The 12071-nt window shown below is 61.2% G+C and carries 11 protein-coding genes and 1 pseudogene; 5 read left to right on the top strand and 7 right to left on the bottom strand.

The window, feature by feature from the left end; genetic code table 11:
* Positions 1 to 108: 108 nt before the first annotated feature.
* Entirely contained in the window at positions 109 to 273 is a 165-nt protein-coding gene (locus tag J8C05_RS15700) for a type II toxin-antitoxin system HicA family toxin (protein ID WP_459543842.1), read from the bottom strand.
* Between the two features lie 2 nt (positions 274 to 275).
* Positions 276 to 479, bottom strand: coding sequence for a type II toxin-antitoxin system HicB family antitoxin (locus tag J8C05_RS06945; RefSeq protein ID WP_211421529.1), 204 nt, complete (start codon positions 477 to 479; stop codon positions 276 to 278).
* Between the two features lie 386 nt (positions 480 to 865).
* Here J8C05_RS06945 and J8C05_RS06940 point away from each other — a divergent pair, with 386 nt between their 5' ends.
* Entirely contained in the window at positions 866 to 1465 is a 600-nt protein-coding gene (locus J8C05_RS06940; RefSeq protein ID WP_211421528.1) for a zinc ribbon domain-containing protein, read from the top strand.
* A gap of 194 nt (positions 1466 to 1659) precedes the next feature.
* Complete coding sequence (locus J8C05_RS06935) at positions 1660 to 2322, top strand: glutathione peroxidase (RefSeq protein WP_211421527.1); 663 nt, start codon at positions 1660 to 1662, stop codon at positions 2320 to 2322.
* A gap of 84 nt (positions 2323 to 2406) precedes the next feature.
* Here J8C05_RS06935 and J8C05_RS06930 read toward each other — a convergent pair whose 3' ends face one another.
* The 5 genes and pseudogenes from J8C05_RS06930 to queA all read right to left on the bottom strand — a co-directional run bounded on the left by J8C05_RS06930 (position 2407) and on the right by queA (position 9149).
* Positions 2407 to 3468: a PDZ domain-containing protein gene (locus tag J8C05_RS06930; RefSeq protein ID WP_211421526.1), complete on the bottom strand. Its 1062-nt coding sequence runs from the start codon at positions 3466 to 3468 to the stop codon at positions 2407 to 2409.
* 186 nt (positions 3469 to 3654) lie between these two features.
* The gene (locus J8C05_RS06925; protein ID WP_211421525.1) at positions 3655 to 4878 is read right to left on the bottom strand and encodes an RNA-guided endonuclease InsQ/TnpB family protein; all 1224 of its coding nucleotides are present in this window, start codon (positions 4876 to 4878) and stop codon (positions 3655 to 3657) included.
* Positions 4875 to 5087, bottom strand: a pseudogene (locus J8C05_RS06920) (recombinase family protein); the annotation flags it as partial. The gene J8C05_RS06925 and the pseudogene J8C05_RS06920, both read right to left, overlap by 4 nt.
* A gap of 120 nt (positions 5088 to 5207) precedes the next feature.
* Positions 5208 to 8006, bottom strand: a complete 2799-nt coding sequence (locus J8C05_RS06915) for a M16 family metallopeptidase (RefSeq protein WP_211421524.1) — start codon at positions 8004 to 8006, stop codon at positions 5208 to 5210.
* A 99-nt stretch (positions 8007 to 8105) separates the two neighbouring features.
* Positions 8106 to 9149 carry a tRNA preQ1(34) S-adenosylmethionine ribosyltransferase-isomerase QueA gene (gene queA / locus J8C05_RS06910; RefSeq protein ID WP_211421523.1) on the bottom strand — a complete coding sequence of 348 codons (1044 nt, stop codon included), beginning with the start codon at positions 9147 to 9149 and terminating at the stop codon, positions 8106 to 8108.
* A 97-nt stretch (positions 9150 to 9246) separates the two neighbouring features.
* Between queA and radA the strand changes: the two genes are divergently transcribed.
* The 3 genes from radA to J8C05_RS06895 all read left to right on the top strand — a co-directional run bounded on the left by radA (position 9247) and on the right by J8C05_RS06895 (position 11972).
* Positions 9247 to 10635: a DNA repair protein RadA gene (gene radA / locus J8C05_RS06905; RefSeq protein ID WP_211421522.1), complete on the top strand. Its 1389-nt coding sequence runs from the start codon at positions 9247 to 9249 to the stop codon at positions 10633 to 10635.
* Positions 10636 to 10718: 83 nt separating this feature from the next.
* A complete protein-coding gene (locus J8C05_RS06900) occupies positions 10719 to 11369 on the top strand; it encodes a CvpA family protein (protein ID WP_211421521.1) in 651 nt (216 codons plus the stop codon).
* A 204-nt stretch (positions 11370 to 11573) separates the two neighbouring features.
* On the top strand, positions 11574 to 11972 hold the full coding sequence (locus J8C05_RS06895) for a hypothetical protein (RefSeq protein WP_211421520.1): 399 nt from the start codon (positions 11574 to 11576) through the stop codon (positions 11970 to 11972).
* The last annotated feature ends 99 nt before the right edge of the window (positions 11973 to 12071 follow it).

The following is a 12071-nucleotide window of genomic DNA, read 5'->3' as shown; positions in this document are numbered from 1 at the left end:
CGAGGCGCAGCAGAGTGACGTCGGCTGGATGCCGGTTGAGCGGGCTTTTTCTCTTTTGTATTACTCATAACAATTTCAGGAAATCATCAACCTCCAGTCGTGCTTGCTTTAAAATATGTACCAATGTAGAGCATTTGACTGGACTACCGTTATCTTGAGCACTTCGATCCCTGTGTGTTTCTGTAACCGAGTGTGACTGCCGCGCTGACGTACCACGGCCCACCCGTTTCTTTGCAAGGCACGAATAATTTGCTGATATGGCAGACTGGGCACTTTCACAATTCAATCTCGTGCACCAGCGTGTTCTCATCCATAACCAGATCATCTTCGACTGGCTCAAGACACAGTTCAATCGCCTCTTGTATATTTCTCAAGGCTTCTTCTACTGTCTCTCCTTCGCTGATACAATCAGGCAAAGACGGGACGTAAACTGTGTACCCACCTTCGTCGCTTGCCTCAAGTACAACTTTGAAGCGCATAATTCCTCTCCTTACAAACTATCTTTGGAAATTCGCGTACACCACAAAAAAGAGTATTCCACGAGTTACTAGGCAGGTGTTCGCAAAACCGTGACAGGGGCTGAAAGTTGAAGAAATTGGCGGTGTCCGTAGCATATCCTTAATCTATTTTACAACCAGGGAGGAATGCCATGGACTCCACCCAGGTATCTTGCCCCAATGAGGTCTGCCTGGACCAAAGGAAAGACGCGGGATGCCAAACACGGGATGCTGGTCTCATCCCGCGTTTTCACTCGTCGGCTGCCGCAGCCCGAACGAATGGTGAAACCCGTGGTGCCCCGTCAACGTAGCCAACCGCGACGGATTGTGCTTTTGTTGACTATCTCCTCTCGGGGCTTTATCCGCTTATGTTCTGTCCGACCTGTGGTACGCCGACCCAACTGCCGGAGCAAAACTTCTGTAAGGCCTGCGGCCTGAACCTGACCCTCGTCACCAGTGCCTTGCAGGCGAGTCCCGGTCCATCTGGTGCAGGCAGCGATATGGCAGCAGCGGTGGCCGGGCAGTTGGCCAGCCTCCAGCATTCAAAAGACCGCCTGTGGCGAACAAAGTTGCGCCGGGCCGAGTGGGGGCTTGTGGTCGGCGGCCCGCTTTTGTCCGCGGCACTCGGCATTTCCGCCTCGGTACTGGAGCACATCAGCCACTGGTTGGCCCGTTTCGTTGTGTCTTTCAGTGGCTTTGGCGGGTTGATGTTTTTTGCCGGCATCCTCCTGCTCGTGTATGCACGCATGGCGTTCAAGCCGGAACCGCTTCCGCAGGTCGTCATCGTTCCGACGCCTCCGCCAGGTCCGCTGGGGAGTGCCGCTGCGCCACCTTCCGCCATTTCCGGCGGCGAGACACCTTACCGGGGAGCCTTCCCGGCGCCGCCAACCGTTGCCGCGCCGCCCAGTGTGACCGAGCACACGACGCAACTGCTCAACGATCCCTATCAGTCCTCGCCCAAGGCATAGGCCCAAGACATAGGACGGACAGGTTGCGTGTTTCCAAAACGGGTGGCTTTTTCAGAAAGCCATTTCAGTGAGCCAAGTGGGGGCAAACGTACGGTCAGGTTCGCGCCCACGAAGCACATTGCTCCTGACCCGCTCGCGTCAAACCTGCCGAATCCCCCCGACGATGCCGGATTCGGTTGCTGAGGAAGTTCGTCATGAACCGAAATGTATTGTTTTCACTGGTGCTGACGGCACTGCTCGGTGCCGGCTGCATGGCCGCGGCCGACCCGGCGCGGTCATCCGCAACGTCCCAACCCGAAGGAGGTACCTCACCTGTGACCAGCCCTGCTGACACGAATCCCAATCCTACGCCCGGCTGCCCACCGGCGCTCGACTTCACGATGAAGAGCATTGATGGCAAGGACATCAACCTGTGTGCGTACAAGGGCAACGTCCTGCTCATCGTCAATGTCGCCTCCCGCTGTGGGTACACGCCGCAGTACAAGGGACTCGAAGCCCTCAACCAGAAGTACCGCGCCAGGGGGCTGCGGGTGCTGGGCTTTCCAGCCAACGACTTTGGCGCCCAGGAGCCGGGCACGGATGCGGAAATCAAGGAATTCTGCACCTCAAACTATGGTGTGCAGTTCGATATGTTCTCGAAAATCACCGTCAAGGGACCGAACAAGCACCCGCTTTACCAGTACCTCACCTCTGGCGGGGGCAATGAAAAGCTGGCCGGCGAAGTCCGCTGGAACTTTCAGAAGTATCTCATCGGACGGGATGGCAAGCTGCGGGCGGTGTTCCCATCAAGCGTTGATCCGATGTCGGATGAGCTGACAAAGGCCATTGAAGCCGCGTTGGCCGAACCGGCGGCGTAAAGCCTGACAAAAACCGCCGGACACAAAACTGCCGGGCCGGAGGAATTTCCCCCGACCCGGCATCATAGTGCCCTGTGCCCGTGCTCACATCAGACCCGGAATGAGCGTTCCCCACCAGACCTGCACGGAGGGGGACAGGGTGATGGTCCCGTTCAACGGCACACGGAAATCGTACCGGTAAGCGCCCTGCGGAGCGCACGGCTCCGGTTTCAGGGTGACAACCAGCGGCTGTCTGTCACGGATGAGCGTCAACTTGACGTCACCGGTTTCAACCTGGCGCAACTCTTGGAGCAGGTCGCGGCTGCTGCGCACTTCCCGGTCGCCGATTTTGAGGATGCAATCTCCCGCGCGCAGACCGGCTTTGTCCGCCGGCGAGCCGGGTCTCACTTCTGTAATCAACAGACCGCCAGGTGCGCCGAAGTAGCGCGCAAGCTGTTCGGACAGCGGCTGCGTCCGAATACCGAGCCGTCCCCGGTCGCTCACTGAGAAGGTGAAAAATTCCGGTTGCGGCTTGAGTTTTTCCCGTAATTGTTCACCCTGCCTGCGCATCTGCTCAGCCATCTCCTTAATTTCCTGGAGCTGTGCGGCGTCAAGTGGCGGGTGGACGGTGATGGAAAATGGTCCGTCCGGCAGCATCATGACGCTGACCTGCGGCTTTTCCGGCACGACCGTGACCGTGTTGAGCTGTTTGTTGCGGACGATGCCCAGCGTCATGGCCTGTCCCGGCGTCTGTTTGCGCAGCAGGTCCCGGAAGTGCTCGACGTTGACGACCGGCTGGCCGTTGATGGAAACGATCACATCGCCACGCTGAAGCCCGGCTTTGTCCGCCGGACTGCTGGGAATGACCTTCATCAGATGTACCCCCTGGGCCGGTGATACGCCAAGGTCTGCTGCCTGCTGCTCGGAAAGCGTTTGTGGAAAGACACCCAGGTAGATGCCGGGCGTCCGGGGTTCAGCCGGTGACGCGCCGGGCGTTTGCGGCCCCTGTCCGGCCGGTGCGTCCTCCACCGGCCGGGTATCGGCCGCCAGTGCGGCCGTTGCGAGCGACAGTGGAAGCGCCAGCGTCAACAGAGTCTGGCAGAAACGCCGAATCAGCCGCGCCGGACTGTGGGAAACGGGAGTGAACGACGACAAGGTGGACGACATGGTGTTGAGCCTCAACATGGAAAAACTTGTGGCAGCCTGACCGTGCGGGCACCAGGGCTGCCCACAGCGTGAAGTCATCTGCCTTCACACACGACGACCATCAAAGCGAGTTCCAGGGAATTCCTGCCCGGTGGTGTGCCCTGCCAGGGTTTGGCAAACCGTTCCATCAGACTTACTCATTCCTGCTCACACAGGAACAAAGCTGACTTCCTGCTTCACAGAGGCCGGTTTCGCTGCCGTCTTGCGACGGCGGCCAGAGCCTTCCTCTCCACAGGCTTGACATCCGGCGGAACTCGCCGTAGGCCCGCTGAGGGCGGCCAAGCCATACGCCAGGAGATTCCTGGCGGCATTCACGTCCCGGTCGTGGATGCTTCCACAATCCGGGCAAGTCCATTCGCGCACTGAGAGTGGCAAATCATCGAGCTTGTGCCCACATACCGAGCACGTCTTGCTGCTGGCAAAGAAGCGATCCGCCACCACCACCTGCCCGCCTCGCATCGCGGCCTTGTATTCCAGTTGCCGCCGAAATTCGTAGAAGCCTATGTCCATGATGGAGCGCGCCAGATGCCGGTTCTTCACCATGCCGCGCACATTCAGGTTTTCGATGCCGATGGTGTGAAATCGGTGCGTGAGGCTGGTCGTGAGCTTGTGCAAGGCGTCCTGGCGGATGTTGGCGATGCGCGCATGCAGCTTGGCCAGCCGCGCCTTAGCCCGCTTGCGGTTCTGCGAGCCTTTGCACTTTCTGGACAGGCTTTTTGAAAGCCGGCGCAGGCGTTTGAGCAAAGCCGTGTGCGGCTTGGGACCGGGGATGGTCTCTCCCGTCGAGAGCGTGGCCAGCGCAGAGACACCCACATCCACGCCCACTGCGCCTTGGTTCTCAGCTTTGGGCAGATGCGAACGGTCTGGTGTGTCCACGGTGATGCTGACATACCAGCGGTCGGCCACACGGGAGATGGTGGCCGACATGATCTTGCCAGTGAAACGCAACGACTCGCGCATGCGCACCCAGCCAAGGTTGGGGATGCGTATGCGACAGCCGTCAATGTCGAACTGGTCGTTGGAAAGCGTAAAGCGGTCGTGCACGCCCTTCTTGCGAAACTGCGGATAGCGGGCCCGGCCCGCAAAGAAGTTCCTGAACGCTTTGCCCAACTGGATGATCGCCATCTGCGGCGCGCACTTGGTCACTTCCAGCATCCACGGAAACTGCTCACACTTGATGGCGTTGAGCTGGCGGCGCAGCGCCGCTTGCGACGGCTTGGGCAGCGCTGGATCGGCCTTTGCCGCCTCGTACTGGCGCTGCCACTCGGCCAAGGCCCAGTTGTAGGCGAAGCGCGCGACGCCACATGCGCGCGCAAAGTAAGTTGCCTGCGCGTTGTTCGGATCGAGCGCGATGCGGTGTGCGATGATCACTGCGCAGCCTCCACGGCGGCCTTCACGCCATCGAGCAGCTTCTGATTCCTGCGCGAACGACTACCATACAACCGGGCGCTGAAGACCGTGATGATCTCCAGCACGTCCTTCGCCAAGTCTTCCTCGAAGCGCGTGTCCTCGCCTTGGTTTAGGATCACCACTGCGACGTTCTTCGCCTCGCAGATGGCGAACACCAGTTCCGCGCCAAAGTGCTGACTATCTTGCGCGACATGCGCAAAATGCACACTACTGAGCAATAAAGGTCAACTTTTATTTAAGCTGTTCAAACCCTGGCAGGGGTTATGTCAGTCTGTCCGCTGACCGTGGCTTTACGGCTGCGTGGCTTTGGCCTCTTTGGCCTTGGCAAAGTCGCCGGCCTTGAAGCGGCTCATCCGCTCATAGCTGATGTACCTGGCAAAGGCCGCCGAGACCTGTTCCGGCGTCAGGGCCTTGATTTTGGCCTCGAATTCAGCGTCCCAGGTGGGACGTCGTCCGAGATAGAGATAGCTCTCCAGTCTTGACGCCAGTTCCCGGTCCTGCGCCCGCGACACCTGCTGATCCTGCAGGTAGCCCGTCTTGGCGGTTTCGACCTCCTCGGCTGTGAAGCCCTCACGCACGGCACGCTCGACTTCCTCTTTGAAGGCCGCTTCCAGACGGGCCAGATTTTGTGGCGCGTAAATGGCCGAGACGGTGAATGTGCCCAGGCGGTCCAGTGAACCAACCTGCAACCCGGCGCCGACACCGTAGCTGATGCCCTCTTTCTGCCGGATGCGGACGGCCAGGCGGGAGTTCAGGAAACCATCGCCGAAAATGTACACGGCGAGCGCCAGCGCCGGGTAGTCCGGGTCATCATCGCGCATTTCAAGCGGCATGCCGGCAATGAAGAAGGCATTGGCTTTGTCTGGCGTCTCAAAGGTCTCATCGGCAGCCGGAATGGGACGAAACCGGTTTTCCAGACGTGCGAAGGGCGTTTTGGCGGTCCAGCCGGCGAAGAGTTCCGTCGCCAGTTTTTCAACTTCAGCCGGATCGAAGTCCCCGACGACGGCAATCTGGGCGTTGGAGATGCCATAAAACGTTTCATAGAAGCGTTTGACATCGTCCAGCGTCACGGCCTTGATGCGTTCGATCTCCTCGTCTGGCAGAGGGGTATAGCGTACATCTTCTTTGGGATAGGGATTGAGGTGGCGTGAAAAGGCCCTGACGGCCACCCTGGTCGGTTCCCGGCGGTTTTGCTCGGTGCTGGTAATGATCTCCTGTTTGAGCTGCTCAAACTCGCTTTCCGGGAACGATGGCTCCCGCAGAATTTCCGCGCCCAGCCGCATGACGTCCGCGAGATGCTCGCGGGTTGTCGTGACACTGAAATTCGCTTGCCTGGCGCTGCCGAAAACGCCCCCCTGTGCCTTGAGGCGGTCGAATTCATCGCTGATCTGCTGCCGGGTTTTCTTCTTCGTGCCACGGTCGAGCATGGCTCCGGCAAAGAATCCGACTTCCCGCTGGTTGCGCAGGGCCTGCTCATTGCCCAACCGGATGGACATCGTCAACGTTACCGTATTGCCACGGGTCTTTTTCGGCAGCAGCACCATCTGTAAACCACCCTGGGCTTTGGGCAGGATGGATCGCGCTTCGATGTTTTCCGGGGTGGGGTCAAAGGCTTCACCGGCAGCAACAGCCGCACTTCCTTTGTAATCAGCCAGAAGCGCCGTGATGTCCGGCGTCGGCGGGATTTCGGCCCGGTCGGGCTTGTCAGTCGGAATGAACATGCCAACCGTCCGGTTGTCGGGCTTGAGGTAGGTTCTGGCCACCCGTTGTACGTCTTCAACCGTGACGGCCTTGAGCCGGTCCCGATTGAGGAAAAAGAGCCGCCAGTCGCCAGCAGCAATCCACTCGCTGAGTTCCAGCCCCAGCCGCTCGGAGTTGTTGAGGGTCTGTTCGATGCTGACCAGGTACTGCCGCCGGATGCGTTCCACTTCTTCAGCCGTCGGCGGCTTGCTGCCGGCAGTTTCTTCAATGGTCGCCAGCAGGGTCTGACGGACGGCTTCGATGTCAGCACTGGTCGGTAAAATGGCCGCAAAATTGACCAGCCCCGGCTCTTTGGTATCGAAGCTGAAGCCCTGCACAAAGGCGGCTTTTTTGGTTTCGACCAGCGCCTTGTGGAGCCGTCCGCTTGGGGTATCGCCAATGACGCCGGCCAGCAGTTGTACGGCCGGTTTGTCGGGATGCGCCGCGGCCGGCACGTGGTAGCAGACGAGGATGACCTTGGTATCGCCCACGCGCCGAATCGTCAGGGTGCGTTCGCCATCCTGGGTTGGTTCGAGTGTGTAGGTCGGCTCCAGCACGCGGGTGGGTTTCGGGATGGGGCCGAAATACTCGTGAATCATCTTCAGGGTCTTTTCTTCATCGAACTTCCCGGCCACGAGCAGCACGGCGTTGTCCGGCTGGTAATACTTCCGGTAGAACGCCTGCAACCGCTCGATGGGGACGTTTTCAATGTCCGCCCGCGCGCCAATCGTCGAGTTGCCGTAGTTGTGCCAGTCGTAGGCCACCGCATGCGTGCGTTGCAGCAGCACCCGGTAGGGACTGTTTTCCCCGGCCTCAAACTCGTTGCGCACGACGGTCATTTCCGAATCGAGGTCTTTCTTGGCAATGAAGCTGTTCACCATGCGGTCGGCTTCCAGATCGAGCGCCCACCGGAGGTTGTCCTCGGTTGCCTGAAAGGTCTCGAAGTAGTTGGTGCGATCAAGCCAGGTGGTCCCGTTCGGGCGCGCGCCACGCTCGGTCAGTTCCTTGGGAATGTCCGGGTGGCGTGGGGTGCCCTTGAACACAAGGTGTTCCAGCAGGTGCGCCATGCCGGTTTCGCCGTAGTTTTCATGACGCGAACCGACCAGATAGGTGATGTTGACGGTGATGGTCTGCTTGGATTCGTCGGGGAAGAGCAGCACCCGCAGCCCGTTTTCCAGACGGTACTCGGTGATGCCTTCCACACTCGTGACGCGCGTGACGCCAGGCGGCAGGGTGATGGTTTTGGCCGGCGTGTCGGCCTTGACGACCACAAGCAGCAGGGGACTTGGCAGGCACAGGGCGGTTGCCAGACAAACACTGGCCAGCCCACGCAAAAAGGCGAACTTCATAAGGCGGGAAACCTCGGACAGAAAGGATGATTGAGTATTGCCAACGCTACAAACGTGGGCAGACTGTAAGGGTTTCAGAGAGATTATGGCAACACCGAATCATATCAGCAGCATGGCGTCGCCATAGCTGTAAAACCGGTAGCCTACCGCCACGGCATGGCGGTAGGCGCGCATGACGGGTTCATAGCCGCCGAAGGCGACGACCAGCGCCAGCAGGGACGACTGCGGCAGGTGAAAGTTGGTGAGCAGTCCGTCGAGAACCCGGAAGCGGAAGCCCGGCACAATCGTCAAATCCGTCATGCCCTGGCCGGCACGGACAAGGTTGCCGTCCACGCCGTCCTGGGCCACGGTTTCGAGCGTGCGCGTCGAGGTCGTTCCGACGGCGATGACCCGGCGCCTTTCGCGCCTGGCTGCATTGATGCGCTGCGCTGTGGCTTCCGGCACGACATAGACTTCCGGTTCGACGCGGTGCGCCGCCAGATTTTCCGTGCGGACGGGCTGAAACGTTCCGTAACCCACGTGCAGGGTCAGCTTGACAATCTCCACGCCCTGGGCAGCCAGAGTGGAGAGCAGCTCCGGCGTGAAGTGCAGGCCGGCCGTCGGGGCCGCAATCGAGCCGGGCGTGGCGGCATAGACCGTCTGGTATCGTTCCCGGTCGGACGGGGTGTCGGCTTCACGGGCAATGTAGGGCGGTAGCGGCGTGCGCCCGATCCGGTCGAGCAGTGCAAAAAAATCACCCTCACAGGTAAAAGCAATCGTACGGCGTCCGTCTTCCAGCCGGCCCGTGACAACACCCCGCAGCTCGTCCTGACCGAAGGTGAGCCGGTCGCCGACGCGCACCCGGCGTCCGGGTTTGACGAGCGCCGTCCAGGTTTGCGGGGCGGTTTCACGTACCAGGAACACCTCAACGAGTCCGCCGGTCGGTTCGCGCCGGCCGATGAGTCGCACCGGGAAGACGCGCGTATCATTGAGTACGAGAACATCGCCAGCGCACAGCCAGCGGGGAAGGTCCTTGACGTGTGCATCTTCAAGTGCGCCGGTGCGCCGATCCAGCACCAGCAGGCGGGCCTGGTCACGCGGTTCGCAGGGATGCTGGGCAATGCGTTCCGGGGGAAGGTCGTAGTGCAGGTCGGAAAGGCGCATTGGTTACGGGGCGTTGTCGGAAAGCACGGGTTCGTGAAAAGCTTTGGCATCGGGCCAGTGGTTCATTGCTGAAATCAGGCGCCGGAAGCAAGCCGCCATGCCGAAAGAAAAAACCGTTTATACCTGCCAGCAGTGTGGCTACCAAAGCCGAAAGTGGCTGGGGCGCTGCCCGGACTGTGGCGCGTGGAACTCGCTGGTCGAGGAACGCGAAGACAGCACCCTTTCGGCGGCGGCGCTGGCGCGTGGGCTGGGCGGGGCGTCCGGCAAAGGCGCAAAGGCAAAAATTGCGCCGACGCGCTACGAGCAGGTTCCGAGCCAGGATGACGCGCGCCTTTCCTCCGGCATCGCCGAGCTGGACCGTGTTTTGGGCGGGGGCATCGTGCCGGGCAGCCTGCTCCTCATCGGCGGCGATCCGGGCATTGGCAAATCCACGCTGCTGCTTCAGATGGCCGCGGGCCTAAGCGCTGCCGGGGAACGGGTGCTGTATGTCAGCGGGGAAGAATCCGAGCGGCAAATCAAGCTGCGGGGAGACCGGCTGGGCCTGCGTCCGGGCGATCTGCACCTGTTGCCGGAAACCTGTCTGGAGCGCGTGTGGGAGGTGGTCACGAACCTCAAGCCGACGCTCATCGTGGTGGATTCGGTGCAAACGGCCTATTCCGAACGGCTGGACAGTGCACCGGGCAGTGTTTCCCAGGTGCGCGAAACCGCCGGGCAGTGCCTGCTGATTGCCAAGCAGCAGGGCATTCCCATTTTTCTCATCGGGCACGTCACCAAGGATGGCGTTCTGGCCGGGCCGAAGACGCTCGAACACATTGTGGATACCGTCATCTACTTCGAGGGGGAGCGCCACCACAACCACCGCCTCATTCGTGCGACCAAAAACCGCTTTGGAGCGACGAACGAACTCGGCCTGTTTGAGATGACCGGCGCGGGACTTGTGCCGGTGAGCAATCCGTCGGCGCTGTTTCTGGAGCAGCGTCCGGTTGGCGTGGCCGGGTCGGTCGTCGTGGCCTGCATGGAAGGCACGCGCCCGATGCTGGTGGAGTTGCAGGCGCTGGTCAGCAGCAGCAAGTACGGGACGGGTCGCCGGACGGTCGAAGGCGTCGAACCCAACCGCGTGGCGTTGCTCATTGCCATGCTCGAAAAACGGGCCGGGCTGCACATGCTGGGTGATGATGTGTTTGTCAACGTGGCCGGCGGCTTGACGCTGGCCGAGCCGGCGGCGGACCTGGGCATCGTGGCGGCGCTGGCGTCCAGCTTTCGGAACACGGCGGTTGATCCGACGACGGTCGTCTTTGGGGAAGTCGGCCTAGCGGGCGAGGTGCGTGCCACCAGCCAGCCGGCCACGCGGCTCCGGGAAGTGGCTGCCATGGGCTTTGCGCGGGTGGTGATGCCGGCGGGAAATGTGCCAGGTCTGGAATGGCCGGACGGGTTGCAGGTCATTGGCGTCCGGTCGGTTCTGGAGGCGCTCGATGTCCTGTTCTGATGTGCCCCTTCTGATGGGCCCCGGCGGGCGAAAGCAGAGGCGAGGCGTGTGTGACGGGGAGTGTTTCCACGTGGAGGTTGCTCGTGACGGCATTTGATTGGCTGGCGCTGGTGGTCGTGGCGTTTTCGGCCGTGAGCGGCGCTGTCCGGGGGCTGACGAAAACGGTCATTTCCAGCGTCGCTTTTCTCATGGGATTGGCGCTGGCGCTGGTGTTTTACGATGACCTCGCTGCCGGACTGAAGCACCTGGGTATCACGGCACCGGTGGCTTACGGGGTGGGGTTCCTGCTGCCGGTGGCCTTGGCAGGGCTGGGCGGGTGGTGGCTGGTGCGTCATCTGCGCCGGCGCTTCCGCAAAACGCCACTGGCCACGCTTGACCGCCTGGGTGGCGGCGCGCTGGGCATCGGACGTGCCTGGCTTGTACTGTCGGTCATCTATCTGGTGCTGACGGCTTTTCCGGCGCAACCGGCGTTTGTGCTTCATGCGCGGGTCACGCCGCTGGTCAAACCCGGCGCGCGGCTTCTGACCGAACTTGGGAAAGCCGACCTGAAAAACCGTTTCGAGCAGGGGATTGCCGAACTGCGCCGGATGAAGGAAACCGCGCTGCGCCCGAAAAAACCGGGCGCGTCGCCGGATGTGGCGCGCGACGGGGGCCGTGCAGGAAGCCCGGGCGCGCCTGCCACGCCGCCTTCATCCCGCCGTACGACAACGACGCCACCGACCTGGCCACGGTAAGACGCTGCTACTGCTGGTGACGACGGCGATACGTCGCCCGTTTGATTGGTGAGCTGCTGAATGACAGGCGCGCGCAGCGCCGGATGTTATGCAGGTAATGCGTCAGGGCTTGGTCACGGCTGGTCAGGCAGTGTTAGCATGAGGCGTGCCGGGGGCGACACCTCGGACGCAAAAATTCTGTGGAAGAGTTCTCATCCATATCCAATGTCCAAGGAATCGTTTTCTGATGCCGGGCCGGATGCGCCGGGTGCGCTGTCCGGTGGTGCGGTAGAGCGGTCGGATGGCGTGGCCAAGCAGCGGTTTGAAGCGTATCTGGTGGAGTGTGTCGAGCGTCTGTTTGCGGAAATCGGGACGCGCCTCTCGAACTCCCTTCAGCAAACGCTCGGACGCCTGGTGAATGTGCAGTCCCGCTCGATTGACGTACTGGAAAAGCTGGAGGCCGAGCAGCGGTACATGCGGGCGCAGATTGAACGTCTGTCGGCCGACATAGCCCTGCTGCGCCGGGGCAGTATGACACCTCCGGTGCCACGTGGGCGTCGCGCGTGGACACATCGCCACCGGCGGCTTTTCGTCGCGTCGCGTCCACGTCTGCCAAAGGACTGAGAGAACCCGCCCCAGCCTTCACCAAAGCCACCTGACCCGGCCGGCATCTCAGACCAAAGACAACGACTACGTTGTGGGAGCAGTCCGATGATTGGCGCG

It is taken from the genome of Chloracidobacterium sp. N, from assembly GCF_018304765.1.
Taxonomy (GTDB): Bacteria; Acidobacteriota; Blastocatellia; order Chloracidobacteriales; family Chloracidobacteriaceae; genus Chloracidobacterium; species Chloracidobacterium aggregatum.
Note: the sequence above shows the minus strand (reverse complement) of the source record. Positions and strands in the feature narration are given on the sequence as shown.

Coding starts and splice junctions, on each gene's coding strand:
- J8C05_RS06945 (WP_211421529.1), bottom strand. CDS start 479: ATGCGCTTCAAAGTTGTACTTGAGGCAAGCGACGAAGGTGGGTACACA.
- J8C05_RS06940 (WP_211421528.1), top strand. CDS start 866: ATGTTCTGTCCGACCTGTGGTACGCCGACCCAACTGCCGGAGCAAAAC.
- J8C05_RS06935 (WP_211421527.1), top strand. CDS start 1,660: ATGAACCGAAATGTATTGTTTTCACTGGTGCTGACGGCACTGCTCGGT.
- J8C05_RS06930 (WP_211421526.1), bottom strand. CDS start 3,468: ATGTCGTCCACCTTGTCGTCGTTCACTCCCGTTTCCCACAGTCCGGCG.
- J8C05_RS06915 (WP_211421524.1), bottom strand. CDS start 8,006: ATGAAGTTCGCCTTTTTGCGTGGGCTGGCCAGTGTTTGTCTGGCAACC.
- queA (WP_211421523.1), bottom strand. CDS start 9,149: ATGCGCCTTTCCGACCTGCACTACGACCTTCCCCCGGAACGCATTGCC.
- radA (WP_211421522.1), top strand. CDS start 9,247: ATGCCGAAAGAAAAAACCGTTTATACCTGCCAGCAGTGTGGCTACCAA.
- J8C05_RS06895 (WP_211421520.1), top strand. CDS start 11,574: ATGTCCAAGGAATCGTTTTCTGATGCCGGGCCGGATGCGCCGGGTGCG.